The sequence below is a fragment of the Rhizobium sp. T1470 genome, assembly GCF_042140505.1.
In the GTDB taxonomy this organism is placed as follows: domain Bacteria; phylum Pseudomonadota; class Alphaproteobacteria; order Rhizobiales; family Rhizobiaceae; genus Rhizobium; species Rhizobium favelukesii.
Map to the genome: position 1 here is coordinate 752,430 of NZ_CP148094.1, position 20,325 is coordinate 772,754.

13 protein-coding genes are annotated in these 20,325 nt (G+C 59.4%); 5 read left to right on the plus strand and 8 right to left on the minus strand.

The window, feature by feature from the left end:
• Positions 1 to 157: 157 nt before the first annotated feature.
• Positions 158 to 1,218, plus strand: a protein-coding gene (locus WGT02_RS38095; protein ID WP_112334090.1) for an IS630 family transposase whose coding sequence is annotated in 2 segments (ribosomal slippage) — positions 158 to 650 and positions 650 to 1,218 — 1,062 coding nt in all. Because the reading frame shifts where the segments join, the coding sequence is not laid out codon by codon here.
• Here WGT02_RS38095 and WGT02_RS38100 read toward each other — a convergent pair.
• The 3 genes from WGT02_RS38100 to araD are packed head-to-tail and all read right to left on the minus strand — an operon-like array spanning position 1,219 to position 4,649.
• Entirely contained in the window at positions 1,219 to 2,154 is a 936-nt protein-coding gene (locus tag WGT02_RS38100) for a 2-hydroxyacid dehydrogenase (protein ID WP_208245507.1), read from the minus strand. It lies immediately after the preceding gene.
• A gap of 9 nt (positions 2,155 to 2,163) precedes the next feature.
• A complete protein-coding gene (locus tag WGT02_RS38105) occupies positions 2,164 to 2,889 on the minus strand; it encodes a ribonuclease activity regulator RraA (RefSeq protein ID WP_208245505.1) in 726 nt (241 codons plus the stop codon).
• 29 nt (positions 2,890 to 2,918) lie between these two features.
• Positions 2,919 to 4,649, minus strand: coding sequence for an L-arabinonate dehydratase (gene araD, locus WGT02_RS38110; protein WP_208245502.1), 1,731 nt, complete (start codon positions 4,647 to 4,649; stop codon positions 2,919 to 2,921).
• A gap of 259 nt (positions 4,650 to 4,908) precedes the next feature.
• Here araD and WGT02_RS38115 point away from each other — a divergent pair, with 259 nt between their 5' ends.
• From WGT02_RS38115 to glgB, 4 genes are all read left to right on the plus strand, one after another.
• Positions 4,909 to 5,886: a DUF72 domain-containing protein gene (locus WGT02_RS38115; protein WP_208245500.1), complete on the plus strand. Its 978-nt coding sequence runs from the start codon at positions 4,909 to 4,911 to the stop codon at positions 5,884 to 5,886.
• Between the two features lie 388 nt (positions 5,887 to 6,274).
• On the plus strand, positions 6,275 to 9,529 hold the full coding sequence (locus WGT02_RS38120; protein ID WP_208245498.1) for a maltotransferase domain-containing protein: 3,255 nt from the start codon (positions 6,275 to 6,277) through the stop codon (positions 9,527 to 9,529).
• Between the two features lie 24 nt (positions 9,530 to 9,553).
• Entirely contained in the window at positions 9,554 to 12,853 is a 3,300-nt protein-coding gene (treS, locus tag WGT02_RS38125) for a maltose alpha-D-glucosyltransferase (protein ID WP_225040543.1), read from the plus strand.
• Positions 12,850 to 15,057, plus strand: coding sequence for a 1,4-alpha-glucan branching protein GlgB (gene glgB / locus WGT02_RS38130; RefSeq protein ID WP_208245494.1), 2,208 nt, complete (start codon positions 12,850 to 12,852; stop codon positions 15,055 to 15,057). The genes treS and glgB overlap by 4 nt, the downstream gene beginning before the upstream one ends.
• A gap of 109 nt (positions 15,058 to 15,166) precedes the next feature.
• On the opposite strand, the gene WGT02_RS38135 is transcribed toward glgB, so the two are convergent.
• The 5 genes from WGT02_RS38135 to WGT02_RS38155 form a co-directional block, all read right to left on the minus strand.
• Entirely contained in the window at positions 15,167 to 15,433 is a 267-nt protein-coding gene (locus WGT02_RS38135) for a DUF2277 domain-containing protein (protein ID WP_024314165.1), read from the minus strand.
• 453 nt (positions 15,434 to 15,886) lie between these two features.
• A complete protein-coding gene (locus tag WGT02_RS38140) occupies positions 15,887 to 17,785 on the minus strand; it encodes a DNA/RNA non-specific endonuclease (RefSeq protein ID WP_208245492.1) in 1,899 nt (632 codons plus the stop codon).
• A gap of 48 nt (positions 17,786 to 17,833) precedes the next feature.
• Positions 17,834 to 18,826 carry a tyrosinase family protein gene (locus WGT02_RS38145; RefSeq protein ID WP_208245490.1) on the minus strand — a complete coding sequence of 331 codons (993 nt, stop codon included), beginning with the start codon at positions 18,824 to 18,826 and terminating at the stop codon, positions 17,834 to 17,836.
• 467 nt (positions 18,827 to 19,293) lie between these two features.
• Positions 19,294 to 19,497 carry a hypothetical protein gene (locus WGT02_RS38150; RefSeq protein ID WP_244656157.1) on the minus strand — a complete coding sequence of 68 codons (204 nt, stop codon included), beginning with the start codon at positions 19,495 to 19,497 and terminating at the stop codon, positions 19,294 to 19,296.
• Between the two features lie 266 nt (positions 19,498 to 19,763).
• The gene (locus tag WGT02_RS38155) at positions 19,764 to 20,039 is read right to left on the minus strand and encodes a hypothetical protein (protein ID WP_024314161.1); all 276 of its coding nucleotides are present in this window, start codon (positions 20,037 to 20,039) and stop codon (positions 19,764 to 19,766) included.
• Positions 20,040 to 20,325 lie beyond the last annotated feature (286 nt).

Consider the following 20,325-nt stretch of genomic DNA (forward strand, 5'->3'; position numbering starts at 1 on the left):
AAGGGTCTACGCACCCTGGGAATGAAAAGGCCGCGCAGCTGGCGCGGCCTTTCTCGTCGGTCACCTATGTCTAATACCAGCGAGCGCAGAGTGCGACTCACTTGGGATTCCCGAATCGGTGAAAATCTGAATCCATGGGGCAAACGGGAGGTTTGCAATGGGTTCGGCGATTGCATTGCGCGATGATTTTGATGGTCCTGCTCTGCGGCAGTTCGCGAAAGGGACCAAGGATGCCGCTCAAGCGCGGCGGCTTCTGGCGTTGGCGGAAATTTATGACGGCGGCTCGCGTACAGATGCGGCCCGGATCGGGGGCGTGACCTTGCAGATTGTTCGCGACTGGGTCGTTCGTTTCAATGAGCACGGGTCGGCCGGGCTCCTCAACGGCAAGGCTCCCGGCAATCGGCCCAAGCTGAATGATGATCAGCGCCAGGCCTTGGCCAAGATTGTAGAGCGTGGTCCGATCCCGGCTATCCACGGTGTCGTTCGGTGGCGGCGCAAGGATCTGGTCCAATGGATCTTCCAGGAATTCCGGATCTCGATGGACGAGACCACGGTTGGTCGCGAATTGAAGGCTCTCGGCTTTGCCAAGCTGTCTGCCCGGCCGCGCCACTACGCCCAGAATGAACCCGAAGTGGACGCTTTTAAAAAGAGTTCCCTGCCGCATTGGCAGCCATCAGAAGCAGCCTCCCGAAGAATACCGAGATCGAACTCTGGTGGGCCGACGAGGCGCGCATAGGTCAGAAAAACAAGATCACCCGCCGATGGGCTCGCCGTGGCACCCGACCTTCAGCGCCGCTGGATCAACGGACGATGTGGGCGTACATCTTCGGTGCCATCTGCCCCAAGAAAGGTAAGGGCGCGGGCCTCGTATTGCCCTATTGCGATACCGACGCCATGAATCAACATCTGCTGGAAATCAGCCAGGCAGTCGATGACGGCGCTCACGCGGTCCTCATCCTCGATCAAGCCGGATGGCACGTCACGCCGAAGCTCAGCGTCCCTGACAACATCACATTGCTGTTCTTGCCGCCGCGTTCGCCTGAATTGAACCCTGTCGAAAACGTCTGGCAGTTTATGAGGGACAACTGGCTGTCGAACCGCATCTTCACAGACTACGAGGACATCGTCGCTCACTGCTGTGCCGCCTGGAACAAACTCGTCGCGCAACCCTGGAAGATAATGTCCATTGGACTGCGCGAGTGGGCGCATCGGTTTTGATCAATGCATGTTGGTATAACGTGCGCTGAAATGCGTGACCAACGCCTCGACCAGCCTGTCGCCCATCTGCTGGCGCGTCTCCTGGGTGCCGCTACCCATATGCGGCGACAGCACGACCCGCGGATCGTTCCGCAGCGCATCGGGCACGACTGGTTCCTTCTCGAAGACGTCGAGCGCCGCGCCGGCGATGCCGTCTTTCGCTAATGCAGCGATGAGGGCCGGTTCATTGACGATCGTGCCGCGCGAGATGTTGACGAGGAAACCGCGCGGCCCAAGCTTTTCAAGAACGGACGGGCCGATCAGGCCGATGGTTTCGGGGCTTGCTGGACAGGTGACGATCAACAGGTCGGCCCATTCGGCAAGGTCGTCGATGCTGTCGATATAGAGATGGTCGACAGGCTTCCTGCGCGGCCCGAAATAGGCAACGGGCGCGCCCATGGCGCCCATCCTCGCCGCGATCGCCGAGCCGATATGCCCGAGGCCGACGATGCCGGTGTTGAGCGAGCGCAGCGAGCGGCCGAGCGGGAAGCTCTGCCGGCCCCAGTTTCCGTTGCGCACGAAATCGTGGCCACGCATCAGCCCGCGCGTCGCCGAGATGGAAAGCGCGACGGCGAGGTCCGCCACGTCTTGTGCCAGGATCTTCGAGGTGTTGTGGATGGAAACGCCGCGGCTCGCCGCCGCCTCGACGTCGATGCCGTCGAGACCGGCGCTGTAGCTGGAGATGATCTCCAATGCCGGCAGCTTCTCCAGCATGCGCGCGTCGATATGCGCATGGCGGACGGCCATGCCCCTGATGGCCGCGCCGTGTTCGGCCAGAACCCCGGCGGCTTCCGCCTCACCCTTCGGGAGGCCGATGACGGTAAAGGCTTCCTTCAACTCGCGATCCGTCTTCTCGGGCAGCTCGGCTGCCTGAAGGATGGTGATGTGCTTGAACATGGAGACCGCCTATCGTCCATTGGCCAGTCGCCACCTGGCGAAATCGGCCTTCGTCTCTTCGTGGGTCGCCGGATAGAGGCCGATGATCGACCGGCCCTTCCGCACCGCTTCGGTGACGAAATCCTCGAAGGCGGTCATCTCGACTGCCTCGTCGGCGACTTCCTCGGCGAGATGGGCAGGAACGATGATGACGCCCTCGCGGTCGCCGACCACGACGTCTCCCGGCCAGACCGCGACATCGCCGCAGCCGATCGGCACGTTGATGTCCAGCGCCTGGTGCAGCGTGAGGTTCGTCGGCGCGGAAGGACGGTTGTGATAGGCCGGGATGTCGAGGTCGCCGATCTCGGGACTGTCGCGGAAGCCGCCATCGGTAACCACACCTGCAACACCGCGTACCATCAGCCGCGACACGAGGATCGAACCAGCCGAAGCAGCGCGGGGATCCTTGCGGCTGTCCATGACCATGACAAAGCCTGGCGGGCACTGTTCGACGGCGGCGCGCTGCGGATGCGCGGGATTCTGGAACACAGTGAGCTGGTTCAGGTCTTCGCGCGCCGGGATGTAGCGGAGCGTGAACGCCTGGCCGACCATGTTCTTCGCCTTCGGCAGTACCGGATGGACATCCTGCATGAACTGGTTGCGCAATCCGCGCTTAAAGAGGGCGGTGCAGAGCGTGGCGCAGCTCACGCCTTCGTATTTCTTGCGCGTCGCGTCCGAGAGAACGTAGTTCGTCATGGTTCCTCCAATCCTGAAAATAGCGGCAATCAAAAAATGTCGGGCTCGCCGGCGGCCGCACCGAAATCCTTCTCGAGGAAATCGAAATCGCAGCCGTCATTCGCCTGTTTGATGTGCTTTGAGAACATCCAGCCATAGCCGCGTTCATATTTGTCGGCAGGCACCTGCCATTCGGCACGCCGCTTTGCCAGCGTCTCCTCGTCCACCAGCATGTCGATGGAGCGGTTCGGAACGTCGACGCGAATGATGTCGCCGGTGCGCACCAGCGCAAGCGGCCCGCCTATATGGGATTCGGGCGCCACGTGCAGGATGCAGGCACCATAGCTCGTGCCGCTCATGCGGGCGTCGGAAATGCGCAGCATATCGCGATAGCCCTGCTTCAGGATCTTCTTCGGGATTGGCAGCATCCCCCATTCCGGCATGCCGGGACCACCCTTCGGCCCGGCATTGCGCAGGACCAGGACGTGATCGGCGCTCACGTCGAGATCATCGTCGTCGATCGCCGCCTTCATCTCGGGATAACTGTCGAAGACGAGTGCGGGACCTTCATGCACTCGCAGCCGTTCTTCGCAGGCGGAGGGCTTTATCACACAGCCGTCGGGTGCAAGATTGCCCTTGAGGACGGCAAGTGAACCCTCGTGGTAGATTGGGTCCGACAGCGGTCGGATGACATCCGCGTTGTAAACCACCGCACCCTGGAGTGTTTCGCCGAGCGGAAAGCCGCTCACCGTCATCGCATCGAGATGCAGGCGTTGCTTCATTTCTGCCATCAGAGCCCTCAGCCCCCCGGCATAGTAGAAATCCTCCATCAGATACTGCTTGCCGGAGGGTCGGATATTGGCGATGACCGGCGTCTTACGGCCAGCCTTGTCCAGATCGTCAAGGGTCAAGGGCACGCCGGCGCGACGCGCCATCGCGATCAGGTGCACCACCGCATTGGTGGAACAGCCTGTCGCCATCGCGATCGTCGTGGCATTCTCAACCGACTTCTCGGTGATGATCTTGTCCGGCGTCAGATCCTCGAAGATCATCTCGACGATGCGCCGACCGACGCGCGCACTCATGCGGATATGGTTGGCATCGGCTGCGGGAATCGAGCTTGCGCCCGGCAGCGTCAAGCCGAGGGATTCGGCGATCGCCGTCATGGTGCTTGCGGTGCCGAAGGTCATGCAATGACCGTAGGAGCGTGCAATTCCCTCCTCGACGCCGGTCCATTGATCTTCAGTGATGTTGCCGGCGCGGCGTTCGTCCCAATATTTCCATGCGTCCGAGCCGGAGCCGAGATGTTCGCCCTTATAATTGCCGCGCAACATCGGCCCGGCCGGCAGGAAGATCATCGGAAAACCGGCGCTGATCGCGCCCATGATCAGGGCAGGCGTGGTCTTATCGCAGCCGCCCATCAGCACGGCGCCATCGATGGGATGACCGCGAAGAAGCTCTTCCGCCTCCATGGCAAGAAAGTTGCGATAGAGCATCGTCGTGGGCTTCAGAGCAGTCTCTGATAGAGACTGCACCGGCAGTTCCACCGGAAAGCCGCCTGCCTGCAATACACCGCGTTTCACATCCTCGACGCGGTGCTTGAAATGCGCATGGCATGGATTGAGATCCGACCACGTATTCAGGATGGCGATGATCGGTTTCCTGCCCCAATCCTTCGCGTCATACCCCATCTGCATCAGACGGGAGCGATGGCCGGAAGCGCGTAGATCATCTGGTGCGAACCATCGAGCGCTACGGAGCTGATCTGCATTTTTGGGCATGGGGCACATCCGACTTGGGTTTCGTCGCGACCGTATTACCATCGACAGTTTTCGATTTCAATACACTAATGCATTAGTGTTTCTACGGTTGCCTCAGACGGGCCGAGCGACCGGAAGGCGTTCACTTTGAATACCGGCACGCAGCGCCCGATCACTTAAGGAGCCTCTTTCTACCTGCGGTAACCTCGCTGCAGGCCAGGTTATCTCCGCAAGCTCGGATGGGTGAGGAACAAGTCAGCCTCCGCTCGGTTCCTTCGGCATGGGAAAAACCGGTACCATCCGCATCGGCCTGTCAGGCTGGACCTATGCGCCCTGGCGCGGCGTCTTCTATCCGGCAGGACTGCCGCAAAAGCGGGAATTGGCCTATGCCTCGCGCCACTTCTCCTCGATAGAGATCAACGGAACCTTCTATGGTTTGCAGACACCCGAGGCCTTCGCGCACTGGCGTGAGGAGGTTCCTGACGATTTCGTCTTCTCGGTTAAAGGCTCACGCTATATCACGCACATGCTGCGCCTGAGGGAGAGCAAAACGCCGCTTGCCAATTTCTTCGCCTCCGGTCTGTTGCGACTGGGGCCGAAGCTCGGACCGATCCTCTGGCAGTTTCCGCCGAACCTGAAATTCGATGCGGATCTTTTTGCGTCCTTCCTCGCGATGCTTCCAAAAGATACGGAAGAAGCTGCAGACTTCGCCAAGCGCCACGACACCAGGCTCAACGGACGCGACTGGCTGACAAGCGAGGGCAAGCAGCCCTTGCGCCACGCGCTGGAGATCCGCCACGACAGTTTCCGCGACAAGGCCTTCATCGAGCTCCTCAGGGAGCATGGTGTCGGCCTCGTTTGCGCGGATTCGGTCGAATGGCCACGGCTGATGGATGTGACGGCCGACTTCGTCTATTGCCGCCTGCACGGCTCCAAGGAGCTTTATGTCAGCGGTTATGACGACGAGGCACTGGATATCTGGGCGAAGCGCATCGATGCATGGGCGCATGGGAAGGAGCCCGTCAATGCCGAGCGCATCACGCTGCCGCTGCCGGGATCTGAAAAAGGTCGCGACGTCTATGTCTATTTCGACAATGACGTGAAGGTTCGCGCACCGCTCGATGCGCATTCGCTTGCCGAGCGCCTTGGCGCCGCCGTCGAAGCAGACGAATTCAAGCTGCCGAAACGGTCTCGCAAGAAAAAGCGCGTGGTCGAGTTGGCACGGCGACACTGGCCGTTGACGAGCAGTCGTCATTAATACAGCAACGGGATCTGACTGTAGCCGGCAACAAGAACGGGCCTGTTGTGCCGGTATCCTGAATTCTTTCAGGGCCTCCGAAAATTGCAGATCTCGAGCGCGCAAATCCAATTTAACGGACGCGCGCTATCGCTTGAAACGCTTCAACACGTCGAGGTCTTCGCGACCGAAATTTCCCTCTAATAGCGCGAAAGGCTCGAAGACACGGCATTCTTCCGGATTTTTCGCGAACGAGCGCGGCTAAGGCGCAGATGCGCTCCCTATCGCATCCTTTCTTGTGAGTGCGACAAAAGCGGCTTCAACAAGACGGCCGATTTGCCACGTTTTGAGGGAACAAGTTCCGGTGACCTTCCGTTAGACCCAAAACGCTGCGGCAAGGCATTACCCCATGGATACGCGCTCCCAGTTCGATTCCCGACGCTCCCTCTTGCGGCTGCCGCCGCAGATTTATTACGTGCATCCCTTGATGCTGAAGGGGTGCGATGCCTGGAGAGAGGTCTTTGCGCATGCCAAGGATCTTGGTCTCGACACGGTACTCACTGCCCCCGTTTTCGAACGCGGCCAAAATGCTAGTGTCTTTGTCGTCAGGAATTTCGACCGTCTTGACCCTGAACTGGGACTAGGTGAATCCGTCGAGGACGGGCTCACGGCGTTGGTCCAGGCGGCTCGAGAAAAAGACATCAAGCTGATGCTCGACCTTGTCGTCGACCGGGTAGCCCTCGATGACAAAGCTGCCGAGCCAATTCCGGCCGATCCGCGGGTGACACCGCATGAAAGCCGCAGCCGTCGCATCGATTTCATCAGCGAAGCCAAGCACGTCGAGGATTGGCGCAATCGCATGATTTGGCTTGCCGGCCTCGGCATCGCAGGCTTCCGCTGCTTGGGGATCGGGCGCCTGGCGCCGGAAGCATGGTGCGACCTTATCGCCGCGACCCGGAAATCGGCTCCGCAAACGACCTTTCTTGCCTGGACGCCAGGGAGCGCCTTCGAAGACCGCAACGCACTTGAGGGAACCGGATTCGACGGCAGCTTCTCCTCGCTTGCATGGTGGGACCTTGAGGACCGCTGGATCATGGACGAATACCAGATCCAACGGCAGATCGGCTATCAGATTACCTTCCCGGAAGCACCGTTCGGCAAGCGCGTCGCCAACGGTACCGACAGTTGCGAGGTTCTAGAGCGCAAGGCTGTGCGAGCACTGAAACTGGCTTCCACATTTGCCAGTGGCCTGATGATCCCCATGGGCTTCGAATACGGTGTGGGCACGGCCCTCGATCCAATGCATGGCGACGCAACCGGCTTGCCTGGACTTCGTGAAGTCGGCTCTTTCGATCTCTCAGGCGACATTCGCACTGTGAGCGCGCGAACCAACAAGACCGCAGCCGGCTTCGCCCGGCAGCCGCTCAGGTTGGTTTTTGCAAGTCAGACGCCGACGGTCGCCTTGATGCAGACCGAGCAGGAGGACATCCGCACGTCGCAGAAGGCGCGCGTCGTCGTCCTTAATCGCGACCTGCGGCGGGTGGCGCATGCGCCATTTAACGCGGTCCGCGAAGCGGCCTCCGCTTTTCTGCCGCTGCAGGCACTCGATGCGGAAGACGAAACCTTTACCGCTCAGCTTAAATTGAGGCCGGGTGAACTGCGTCTGTTCGAAGGAACATCATCAATTCCGATCGTTGATGCGGTCGCGGTACCTCGTGTCGAGGATGCAGCGGCTTCTGCAAGGCTGGCTATTGAGAACATCGCGCCGGCGGTCGATGAGGGGCGTTTCGTCGTCAAGCGCGTCGTTGGCGAGACGGTGAAAGTCGAAGCAGATATTTTCGGCGATGGCCACGATCCCTTGTCGGCGGCCCTGCTCTGGCGACCGGCCGACGAGGCGAAATGGAACGAGGTCCCCATGCAGTTGATCGAAAATGATCGGTGGCAGGCGGAATTGACGCCGAAGCGCATGGGGCGGCACGAGTTTTTGGTCGAAGGCTGGCGCAATCCATTCGCCATCTTCCGCTACGAGTTCAGCAAGAAGCACGAGGCGCGGCTCGATCTGCGCCTGGAAATCCAGGAGGGCATCAACCACGTGCTCGATGCGCTCGACAATTCATCCGGTCGGATCAAAAACCGGCTGCGGGCAGTCTTCGACAGGCTGACCGAGGTGCAGGACCCCCAGCGGATCGAAATCCTACTCGCCGCCGAGACGGCCGAACTAATGGCTAAGGCCGATCGCCGTCCGTATCGGGTTCGCTCGCAGACCATCCCGCTCGATGCGGAACGCGCCGCCGCTGCGTTTGCGAGCTGGTACCAGATTTTTCCACGCTCCCAGAGCGGCGATCCAAACCGCCACGGCACCTTTGACGATGTCATCAAACGCCTGCCAGCCATCCGCGCGATGGGCTTTGACGTGCTCTATTTCACGCCCATCCATCCGATCGGCCAGACGAACCGCAAAGGCAAGAACAACAGTCTCCAGGCCGCGCCAGCAGATCCCGGCAGCCCCTATGGGATCGGCTCGGAGGCGGGCGGCCACGAAGCGATCCATCCCGAGCTCGGCACGTTCGACGATTTGCGTCGGTTGATCGAAGCGGCTGGCGACACAGGTCTCGAAATCGCGCTCGACCTAGCAATCCAGTGCTCGCCCGACCATCCCTGGTTGAGTAAACATCCCGGCTGGTTCGATTGGCGGCCGGATGGCACGATCCGCTATGCGGAAAATCCGCCGAAGAAATACGAGGACATCGTCAACGTTGATTTCTACGCCCATGACGCGATCCCCGCACTATGGATTGAGTTGCGCGACATCGTACAAAAATGGGTCGACAACGGTGTCAAGCTCTTCCGCGTCGACAATCCGCACACCAAACCGTTTCCGTTCTGGGAATGGCTAATCGCCGATATCCGCTTGCGGCATCCAGAGGTCGTCTTCCTATCGGAGGCCTTCACCAAGCCGAAGGTCATGTATCGGCTCGCCAAGATCGGCTTTTCACAGTCATACACCTATTTTACATGGCGCAACGCCAAGTGGGAGCTCGAGCAGTACATGCGCGAGATCACCACGCAGGAACCGAAGGAATTCTTCCGGCCCCACTTTTTTGTCAACACGCACGACATCAACCCTGATTTCCTGCAGAACGCGCCGCGCCCTGCCTATCTGGTCCGTGCTGCGCTCGCCGCGACACTGTCTGGACTTTGGGGCGTCTATAATGGTTTTGAGCTTTGCGAAGGCCGGCCCGACGCAAAGCGCAAGGAATATGCCGACTCGGAAAAGTATGAGATTCGCGCCTGGGACTACGACCGGCCGGGGAACATCAAATCCGAGATTGCCATGCTCAACCGGATCCGAAACGAGAACCCGGCTCTGCATTCGCATCTCGGCCTTCAGCTTCTCACAGCCTGGAACGACAACATCATGTTCTATGAGAAGGCAAGCACGAGCCGTGAGAACGCTCTGCTGATTGCCGTCAACCTCGATCCATACAATGCACATGAAGCCGATGTGGAAATTCCACTCTGGTCATGGAACCTGCCGGACGACGGCGCGCTCGACCTCGAGGACTTGATCACCGGTTTGAGATCCAGATGGACCGGCAAGATCCAGCGCATTCGGCTCGATCCGCATGCAGGCCTGCCGTTCGCGATCTGGCGCGTGAGATAAGGGAGGAAAAACGAAATGGACACGATGACCGTAAGCCATGGCCCACTCACTGACACCGACGCGCCCGAGCCCGATCCCCTGTGGTACAAGGACGCGGTCATCTATCAACTTCATATCAAATCGTTCTTCGATGCCAATGGCGATGGTATTGGCGACTTCACGGGCTTGCACGAAAAGCTCGATCATATTGAAGCGCTTGGTGCCAATACGATCTGGCTGCTGCCGTTTTTCCCTTCGCCACGTCGTGACGACGGATATGATATCGCCGACTATACCAATATCAGCTCGGACTACGGCACGACGGAAGAATTCAAAGCCTTCGTCGAAGCGGCTCACCAACGCGGTCTTCGCGTGATCATCGAGCTCGTCATCAATCACACGTCCGACCAGCACCCATGGTTCCAGCGAGCCCGCTTGGCCCCTCCTGGCTCTCGGGAGCGGGAGTTCTATGTCTGGTCGGATACGGATCAGAAATTCCCGGAAACGCGCATCATCTTTCTCGACACCGAAAAGTCCAACTGGACCTGGGACGCAGTGGCTGGCGCGTATTATTGGCACCGGTTCTACTCCCACCAGCCCGACCTCAATTTCGATAATCCGCTGGTCCTGGAGGAACTTCTGGGCGTAATGCGGTTCTGGCTTGAAACCGGCATCGATGGCTTCCGGCTCGACGCCATCCCTTATCTGGTCGAGAGAGAAGGCACGATCAACGAGAACCTTCCGGAGACGCACGCGATCCTGAAGAAAATCCGCTCTGCTCTCGATGCGACACATCCAGGCAAGATGCTCCTTGCCGAAGCCAATCAGTGGCCGGAGGATACGCGCGAATATTTCGGCGACGGCGACGAGTGCCATATGGCATTCCACTTCCCGCTCATGCCGCGCATGTATATGGCGATCGCCAAGGAAGATCGCTTCCCTATCACCGACATCATGCGGCAGACGCCGGAAATCCCTGAGAATTGTCAGTGGGCGATCTTTCTTCGCAACCATGACGAGCTGACGCTCGAAATGGTGACTGATGAAGAGCGCGACTATCTCTGGAACATCTATGCCGCCGACCGCCGCGCCCGCATTAATCTCGGCATCCGGCGCCGTCTTTCACCGCTCATGGAGCGCGACCGTCGCCGCGTCGAGTTGATGAACGCCCTGTTGCTCTCCATGCCGGGTACACCGGTGATCTATTATGGCGACGAGATCGGAATGGGCGACAATATCTATCTTGGCGACCGCGATGGTGTGCGCACGCCGATGCAATGGTCTCCGGACCGCAACGGCGGGTTTTCCCGAGCCGACCCGGCACGGCTCGTGCTGCCGCCTATCATGGATCCTCTTTATGGCTACGAGGCGGTGAACGTCGAGGCGCAAGCAGCCGACGCGCACTCGTTGTTCAACTGGACCCGACACATGCTGGCCTTGCGCAATAGGCACATGGCCTTCGGACGCGGCACCTTGAGGTTCCTGGCGCCTGGCAACCGCAAGATCCTGGCATACTTGCGTGAATACGATAACGAGACGATCCTTTGCGTCGGAAACCTTTCCCGGCTGCCGCAGGCCGTCGAACTCGATCTCGCGCAGTTCGACGGCCGTGTGCCGATTGAGCTGACGGGCATGTCTCCATTCCCGCCGATTGGTCAGCTCACCTACCTGCTCACGCTTCCGCCATACGGGTTCTTCTGGTTCAAGCTCGCTCAGGACGCAGATGGACCTGCCTGGCGCACCGAACCTCCCGAGCAGTTGCAGGACATGATGACCGTAGTGGTGCGGCGCAATCTGCAGGAATTGGTCGACGAGCCAACGCTTTCGCGGACGCTCTCGAACGAGGTTCTGCCGGCCTATCTCGCCAAGCGGCGCTGGTTCGGCGGCAAGGGCGAGCCGTTAAGGCGTGCCTGCCTCGTGGCCGCGACGCCACTTCCCTTTGCCGGCAACCTCCTCTTGGGAGAACTGGAGGCAGAGCTTGATGGGCGCGTCGACACCTATCTCCTGCCGCTTGCGGTTTCGTGGGACGACAGTCAGCCGGCTGCGCTTGCGCAGCAACTGGCTTTTGCCCGCCTCCGTCAAAGCCGACGCGTGGGGTTTTTAACCGACGGTTTTGTAATGGAGGGTCTCGCACGCGGCGTCGTCCGCGGGCTCTGTGAACATGCAGTAATCTCCGGCCGCACCGGCAGACTGGAATTCCTCGGCACGAAGCAGCTGGACTGCATGCACGTCAACGATGACGTGCCGGTGCGGTGGATCTCAGCCGAGCAATCCAACAGTTCCTTGATCATCGGTGACATGGCGATGGTAAAGCTCATCCGCCATATCTTCCCAGGCACCCATCCCGAGGTGGAGATGACCCGCCACCTCACCCAAGTTGGGTACAAAAATACGGCGCAGCTGCTCGGCGAAGTCGCGCGCATTGCCCCGGATGGCAGCAGGTACACGTTCATCATCGTGCAGGCGGCCATCCGCAATCAAGGCGATGCCTGGGACTGGATGCTCAGCAATCTTCGCCGCTCGATCGATGAGATACTGGTTATCGGCCTTGACGAGGAAATGATGGACGAGCATTTCAAACCGCTCGTCGACTTTGTCGCTGCAGCCGGCAAACGCCTCGGCGAATTGCATGCGGCGCTGGCGCAGCCAACCGATGATGAGGCTTTCAAACCGGTCAGGATGTCCAACGCGGATGCCGAAGCACTGGGAAACGCCGTCAAGAAGCAAATCAAGGCCAGCCTCGCCATTCTCGAGGAGACCCGCGACAGCCTGGCTCCGGCGATCGCTCAACAGATCGGGCCGCTCATCGAAGAACGCGAGGACCTGTTGAATGCAGCCAGCCATCTTGCCAAGGCTGCAGCTGGTACCCTCATGATCCGCAATCACGGCGACTTTCATCTTGGCCAGATCCTGGTCTCGGAAGGCGATGCCTACATCATCGATTTTGAGGGCGAACCCACCCGAGATCTTGACGAACGTCGCGCCAAGACCAATCCGCTGCGAGACGTCGCAGGGCTACTGAGATCACTCAGTTATTTGGCGGCGTCAGCAGATCTTGACACAGACGTGGTGAGCCAAGTGGATAGCGAGAGGAATGCGGCGCTCGTGGCACGCTTTATCGAAATGGCCGAAGCAGCATTCCTCCAAGCCTATTTCGACGCGATCGACAACGCCCGAGACCTCAGAATTCCAGCACATTCACGCGGTCGCATCATCGATCTGTTCCTGTTGGAGAAGGCGGCCTATGAGATCGCCTATGAGGCCCATAACCGTCCCAATTGGCTGGCCCTACCGGTTGCCGGTTTGTCGGCCATCGCATCCAGGCTCTTGGAGAACGTCGCATGAGATACGAGCGCGCAGACCTGATGATTGGCACTGTCCAGGAGGCTCTTCAGGAAATCGTCGAAGGCCGCCACGGCGATCCGTTTTCAATTCTTGGACCTCATCAGTACGGCGATCTTACCGTAGTAAGAGCGCTGTTGCCGGCTGCGATCTCCGTGGATGTCGTGGAGGTTGGCACCAATCGCGTGCTGACGCGGCTGGAAACGATACACGCGGGTGGGCTCTTTGCTGGGGCGATCTCCAGCCCGACCAGGTACCTCTTTCGCATCAACTGGCCCGATGCCATGCAGGAGACCGAGGACCCTTACGCGCTCGGCCTGCTGCTCGGCGACCTTGACCTGCATCTGATCGCTCAGGGGACCCACTATGATCTCGGCCGCACACTCGGTGCCCTTCCGATGGAAATTGATGGCGTCCAGGGCGTGCGTTTTGCCCTATGGGCACCGAATGCCCGGCGTGTGTCCGTTATCGGCGACTTCAATTCCTGGGATGGAAGACGCCATCCGATGCGGCTGAGGCCCCAGGCAGGCGTGTGGGAGCTTTTCATCCCCCGCCTCACGCATGGCGAGCGCTATAAGTTCGAACTGATAGACGCTCATGGCAATCTCCTGCCGCAAAAGGCAGACCCGGTTGCCCGTGCCAGCGAAGCCGCACCCTCGACGGCCTCGATCGTCGCCTCCGCGAAACCTTTCCGCTGGAGCGACGAGGATTGGATGCGCACGCACCGCGCGGACCGAGCTCTCGACGGTGCTCTCTCGATCTACGAGGTGCACCTCGGGTCCTGGCTCAGGATCACCGAGGAGAAAAACCGACCGCTCGATTGGGTCGAACTTAGCCAAAGGCTGGTTCCCTATGCCCGAGACCTCGGCTTCACGCACATCGAATTGCTGCCGATCATGGAACATCCGTTCGGCGGTTCCTGGGGCTATCAGCCGCTTGGCCTCTTCGCGCCGACCGGTCGACATGGCACGCCAGAAGACTTCGCCTATTTCGTGGATCGCTGCCATGCCGAAGGCATCGGCGTCATTCTCGATTGGGTGCCAGCCCATTTCCCCACCGATGTCTGGGGGCTCGCCCGCTTCGACGGGACCGCACTTTATGAGCACGAAGACTTGCGGGAGGGGTTTCACAAGGACTGGAACACTTTGATCTACAATCTCGGTCGCAACGAGGTGAAAGGTTTCCTGATTGCCAGCGCCCTCGAATGGCTGGAGCACTACCACGTGGATGGGCTGCGCGTCGACGCAGTCGCCTCGATGCTCTACCGTGACTACAGCCGCAACGAGGGCGAATGGATACCGAACGAGTACGGCGGCCGCGAGAACTTCGAAGCAGTCGAATTCTTGAAACACCTGAACAGCATCATCCATCACCGCTGCCCCCATGCCTTCACAGTCGCCGAAGAGTCCACCGCCTGGCCCGGCGTCACGAAGCGGCTGGACGAGGGCGGCCTCGGTTTTGATTTCAAGTGGAACATGGGGTGGATGCACGACACGCTGCATTACATGCAGGACGACCCGGTCTATCGCAAGTATCACCACTCGGCGATGACCTTCGGCATGATCTACGCCTATTCCGAACGCTTCATTCTGCCACTCTCCCATGACGAGGTGGTGCACGGCAAAGGCTCGCTCTTCGGCAAGATGCCGGGCGATCACTGGCAGAAGCTCGCCAACCTACGCTCCTACTACGGCTTCATGTGGGGGCATCCGGGCAAGAAGCTGCTCTTCATGGGCGGAGAAATCGCCCAAGAGGGCGAATGGAGCCATGACGGCTCCGTACATTGGGATCTGCTCGACCGGCCGGATCATGTGGGCATGCAGCGCCTGATCCGCGACCTGAACAGTCTCTACACGCGAGAGCCGGCATTGCAGTTCAGCGACCTGGATGCCACGGGCTTCGAATGGGTGGTTGCGGATGATGTGGAAAATTCGGTCTACGGCATGCTGCGCAGTGCGAAAGACCGTTCCTCGCATGTCCTGATCATATCCAATCTTACGCCGTTGCCAAGGAAGGATTACCGCGTTGGGGTTCCGGCGGGAGGCCGCTGGGAGGTGATGCTCAACACTGATGCCGCTGTCTATGGAGGAGCTGATCTCGGGCAGATCGAAGCACGAGCGGAGCGCCAGCAGACGCATGGCAAGGAGTTCTCAATCCCGCTCACACTCCCACCGCTTGCGACGGTTTTCCTGGGATGGACGGGTTAAGCATTATTTGTCGCTCGACAGCCAAGCGGCGATTCCCTGTCGCTGACGGGCTTCCGGAATGCGCCAACTTAAGACCTGACTGAGATCTCCTGTGCGTGACGGGACTCTCCTACGCGAACCGGATCGCCGTTCTCGCGCGCGCCTTTGCCGCCACTTCCTCGCGATCGCGAGGAGGTTGAGAAGTCTCCAGCGAATCGAGCAGCTCGCGGGCGCATGCCGCGATCGAACCGACCGCGCGCTCGAACGCGATCTCATTGCGTTTCGACGGTTTGCTCGTTCCGCTCACCTTACGCACGAACTGGAGCGCGGCATCATGGATCTCGTCGTCCGTCGCTGGCGGATCGAAATTGAACAGGGGTTTTATATTTCGGCACATGACTTGCTCCCGGTGATCTTCTCTCTGCCACTGAGGGGAGGGTGGCCAGCATAGCAAATAGTCGCGCGAGCGCTAATTGCAACCGGGCCAAGCCGGGCCACGGCGGAAAGCTGTACACCGCAAGGCAGGGCGCAGCTTTCCGCACTTCGGTACGCGACGTCGGCCGTAGCGGGGCTAGACGCTGCCGGCCCCAAATGCAGCAACCCCAGCCAGCGTAAAGTGGCGTGTTCCTACGGAAGGCCACGACTTCGACAATAAAGGCGTTGAGTTCCACCCGGCTGTTAATGTGCTTCTGCCCGTCGTGGACGGCAAGCTTCATGAACTCGAACTCTTTCGAGCGCGCGAGATTACTTCCTCGATCCGGAGCGAAGTCTCGCGGGTTCGTCCCTCGCGTGCGAGCCGTGTTCGAGGGGCCGCTGGAATCGCGGCCCATTTGTGCGCGGCGGGTCGTCATCAAAGGCGGATGTCTCGTTGTGAGCGGATCTCGATCACGGGCTTGGTCGTGTCAACCAGGGATTCCGGGCCGACTGGCCGTGTCACGAGTTCCGGATGACCAGTGATGTCAGCCGTCGAGTGCGCATCGAAATTGAGCTCGGTCTTCCTAGCGAGCTCGGGCAGCGACACCTGGTAGATCCGGAACGGATCGAGATCCAAGGTTTCAAGATCGTCCAGAAGTTTTTCCTGAGAAAGGATGAATGCGGCGCAACGCAAACTATCGTCTTTGCCGAGATAGGCGATCATCTTCCAGAAAGAGCGCGGGATCAGTGCGTTACGATACCCAATGTCCTCGCTTCCGAAAACTGGACCGCCGAATACCGAGAGCTTGAAGTCCTTGAGGTCTGCCTGATCGAAAACGAGGTTCTCCAGTTCACCCCAAAGCCCTTTTCGAGAGGACTGATTGAAGCGTTCGTGCTGGGGAGCGATATTGGTGAAGTAGAATGAATCGCGGTTGGCTTGCTCTGCCTCCGGTACCGGTCCCCAGCAAACGTCCGCCCGCCTGGCGATATGGCCCCGGTCGACGCGGTTGTCGACGTAGAGATCGTCGCCTAACTGGTACTTGGCCTCGATCCTGGGATCGACGGAAAATCCGCGGCGCGGGAGTGCCACCAACCGGGATCCGTCGATGTTCCAGCCGACATAGCGCGCCATTCGGCGTTTTGCGCTGAGGCAGACCGAAAAATGCGTGTATGGGATCGTCTGAGCGCGCTCGAAATTGACAGCATCACGCTTCTGGGCCGTAGACAGGCCGGGCTCGGGAACGGCTGTTCCAAGGAAGCTCGCATCGTAGCCACTACGGGGGACAACGACTTCCATCCCCGCGCTCGCATCAGTTGCCGCGCCCGTTGGCTCGAGAACGAAGTCGAGCTTCTTCTGAATGGAGCCTGGATAGCAGGCGAGCGCGTGCTCGTCGCTCCTCCTGTCGGTTTCACCGGCGAAGTGAAGGCCGGCGAATATGTCGGTCGCCTTGCCCCTGTCGAAGATGAGCCAAGCGGATCCTGAATCCCCGCCCTTGCTTATTTCTCCGTCTGCGGGAAGGTTCTGGGGATCGGGACCGATTTCGAAGCAGCCGATCGCCTGCTCCCCGGACGGAATCCCATAGTTGATCTTCGCCATGACGTCGACGCGGCGCACGATGCCTCTCGTGATCGCCGTCGTTCGTCCCGATTTGATCACTTTGTCGCCAAGTGCAACGCGCGCCATTCGGGTCGGTACGACGTCGAGTTGATAGACCGAGCGGTCGTAGCCACGTTGGCTGATCCTTGCAAGCGCGCAGTCACCAGCCGCGCCGAGATGGCTGCGCAGAAGCGTGCCTGCGACATTGAGCGCAACGTTGTTGTCGTCGTAGGGGCCAGGCTGCACGATGGTGTCGCCAACCTTTCCGGCGTTGCCATTAAGGACATGCCAGTTGGAGAGCACACAAGGGGCACCTGTCGTGCGGTCGAAGACGATCAGGCCGAGCGTGCCGGCGGTCTCGGCGGGATGAGCGATGCTGACGCCCGGCCGGATCGGGTCGATCCTCTTTCGGCGCAGATCAACTTGTTCCTCCGCAACGATTTCGAAGGAAGGGCGATAGTCGCGCTGCAGGACATCGGTGGGGACCATCTCGCCCTCGACCTCGATTGCTTCCGGAATGCGGCGGCTCCCAAGTGCCTCGATTGCGGAGTCACCCTTCGTGCCCACCGTGAATTGCAGGCAGATTGGTCCGTCTCCGTTCTTCAGTCCGATGCCCACGGATGTAATGTTCGGGTCCTGCAGATAATCGGCGCCTTTGGCACGAATATGCCGGCGCAATGCCTCTTCGGAAATTCCCCCGGTGGATTGCCGTGTTCCGCGCGTCGCCTTGCGTGCCATGATTTGCCTCCCAGTGGGTGTTTCAGTTGATATAGCATTCCATCTCGATCACTTCGGATCGCGCAGAACGTCATAGAAGTTGCGTATGACCTTGCAGGAACCGAGTTTTCGCACGATCGCTTCCATCTCGCGGATGTCTTCGCCGTCCTGTTCGTGCCCGGCATGACCGTGGGCGTGTCCGCCCATCGCTTCCCGACGGACTGAAGCAGTGAGGGCTTCAGGTGCACCGTGCGTCCAGCCCTCTTCGAGCTTGCCGGTCCAGGTCCCTATACAGGCAATTTCGCTCACTCTGTTGGCTGCGGCCCAACGGTCGATGCAGGAATCGACCCATCCATGCAGATACCAGAAGATCGGATTGACATGGCTCGAATTGGTGTCGCCTAAATAGTCGTAACTGGTCGCGTCCCATTTGGGATCAATGTCGCGTGTGTCGTCGAAGTTGGGCGAAGGCATGTAGCCGATCGGCACGCTGGCCCAGCGCATATGCAGATTGTTATGGATGGTCATCTCGAGCAGATTGCCCAACGCTCCGAGCGACAGCTGCGCGAGGTTGGCGGGGTTCGTATAAAATGCCTCCCACGTCACGATCGTGTCGCGGAAGTAGGCGTCTGATTTGACGCGCTGAAGCCTCGCAGTCATAGCCGCATTCGTCGCGGCGCTCTCCGAGGGATCGTCATAGCTCCAGGCCGGCGGAAGCGCAAAGTCGGGGTGTCCACCCGGCTTTGGGATGGAGCGCCAGAATGTGAGCGACTGCTCTTCCAACTGATCGAGGAGTTCACTGACTTCCTTGATCATCTGCCGATGCATATAGAGGAAGTCCTCCCCAGAATGATTGTCCAAGATTAGCTTTATCTTGGCATCCAGAGGCACCCGGTCATTGGGTGGGTCCCAACCCTTGTCCCTGATGAAGGCTTTGACCTCATCGGTAAGCTGAGGATTGTTCCAGGCACTGCGCACCGCATGCCATAGGAAATGGCGCAGACGGTGGCGTCTGGAGGCAAGCATCTCGATGATCTGTGAAGGCAAAACCCGAATTGCCATTGGCCCCCCGGTCAAGACATAGGTTAGTGCACGAAAATATTATACTGGTGTGACGGCCAGCCGCTTTATTCGCACGTCGTCGAGCCTGCTCTTGCGAGATTTTGAATGGCGTCGAGCTCGACGATATTCTCGGATTGATCGCGTGAGTTTTCGGCACATTACAACCGAAAGTCAAGTCGCTCGTTTGAAGCGCTGCCAGCCCTTGCGGAATATCATCGCCGGGGAGGCGACTGCCTCCCGTTCGCAGAGATCATTAATGCTCGGTGTGATCGGTCCTGATCCCGCGTTCGTATATTTCGGAAGTTCGCCAATCAGCATCCGAAACGGCACAGACAGGATCGGGACCGTTCAATGTCCAGCTGTTTTGCCGGTTCGCGCAAATAACGCCCGCTGACCAACCACTTGCGTCGCTGCCTCGGCGCTAAGACGTCACATCGCAGCAAACCGCTTCTTTGACGTTTAGGTCTTTAGTCGTTGATCGGATTCGCGTGGGATGGTGTCTCGATCGCCGTATTCGCCTCTTGTTGAAGGCGCATCGCCCTCAGCCGAGCGGTCTTCTCATTCCTGGCTGTCACGAGCGGGTCGATTTTCGAGCTCTCCCGCGTGCGGGTGAGAAATTGTGTCTGCGTCAATCCGAATGCCGCTTCCGCGCGTTCGCGGCTTTTGCTCATCGGTTCCTTCATAGATGGCTTCCTAGTTTTTATGGGGCTCATTTTCATGGCTGTTTTGGTACTGGCAACGGGCTTAACTACACTTCGCTCAGGCAAGGCCGACCTACATTCAACGTCAGAGGCTGTGTCCGTGACGCAGCGATGAAGTGCGTGCTTCCGGCAGACCTGCTCTATTGACTTCAGGACGATCGATCTTTTCGGTGTTCGGGCTCTGTTGGGAAAAGATCCCTCTAGCGTGAAACGCGTGCTGTCCGAGATGACCGGGGTTAGCGCGGTCGATTATTGGCACTTGCATCCTTCGCCTGGGCCGCTTCAAGTTCCTGTGGCGACACTCGCAGGCGCTGCCTGGTGCCAACGCGTGTTGCAATCGCGGGTATCTCAAGTTGGGTGTTGGTTCTCCTGAAGGCGGAGAACGATAGGCCTTCGATCTCTTCCTCATCGATAATCAGCCGATACGTTCCCGCTTCAAGCGGAACCATTAACGAACCGAGAACGAAGGGATGGGCGAAAGTTATTTCAGTTTCTGTCGTACGTTCCATCATGGGCGACTCCAGCAAGCGGCTTTTATGCTGTCCGGCAGCGACGGCACCAACCGAGGCTGATGCGTGTAGGTCAATTTCAAAATGCTCCTACCAGAGGACTCCCTTGAACGTGACATAAACAATGAACGCCACACTGATTGCCGGTGTCGATTTGATCAGAAGCTCCACATAGCGAAACCGCGCGGCGGCTCGCATCAGATTATTCTTAGGGTAGATACTGGTGGAGGCGGAAGACATCTTGTCCTCCTTTGTTGGGGCTGGAACGCTGTTGGCGTCCGCACCCGGC

Bases quoted from the DNA above. Each gene is read 5' to 3' on its own strand.
- treS (WP_225040543.1), top strand. From the start codon at position 9,554: ATGACCGTAAGCCATGGCCCACTCACTGACACCGACGCGCCCGAGCCC.
- WGT02_RS38100 (WP_208245507.1), bottom strand. From the start codon at position 2,154: ATGTTCAAGCACATCACCATCCTTCAGGCAGCCGAGCTGCCCGAGAAG.
- WGT02_RS38155 (WP_024314161.1), bottom strand. From the start codon at position 20,039: ATGATGGAACGTACGACAGAAACTGAAATAACTTTCGCCCATCCCTTC.
- glgB (WP_208245494.1), top strand. From the start codon at position 12,850: ATGAGATACGAGCGCGCAGACCTGATGATTGGCACTGTCCAGGAGGCT.
- WGT02_RS38150 (WP_244656157.1), bottom strand. From the start codon at position 19,497: ATGAGCAAAAGCCGCGAACGCGCGGAAGCGGCATTCGGATTGACGCAG.
- araD (WP_208245502.1), bottom strand. From the start codon at position 4,649: ATGCCCAAAAATGCAGATCAGCTCCGTAGCGCTCGATGGTTCGCACCA.
- WGT02_RS38145 (WP_208245490.1), bottom strand. From the start codon at position 18,826: ATGGCAATTCGGGTTTTGCCTTCACAGATCATCGAGATGCTTGCCTCC.
- WGT02_RS38140 (WP_208245492.1), bottom strand. From the start codon at position 17,785: ATGGCACGCAAGGCGACGCGCGGAACACGGCAATCCACCGGGGGAATT.
- WGT02_RS38135 (WP_024314165.1), bottom strand. From the start codon at position 15,433: ATGTGCCGAAATATAAAACCCCTGTTCAATTTCGATCCGCCAGCGACG.
- WGT02_RS38120 (WP_208245498.1), top strand. From the start codon at position 6,275: ATGGATACGCGCTCCCAGTTCGATTCCCGACGCTCCCTCTTGCGGCTG.
- WGT02_RS38105 (WP_208245505.1), bottom strand. From the start codon at position 2,889: ATGACGAACTACGTTCTCTCGGACGCGACGCGCAAGAAATACGAAGGC.
- WGT02_RS38115 (WP_208245500.1), top strand. From the start codon at position 4,909: ATGGGAAAAACCGGTACCATCCGCATCGGCCTGTCAGGCTGGACCTAT.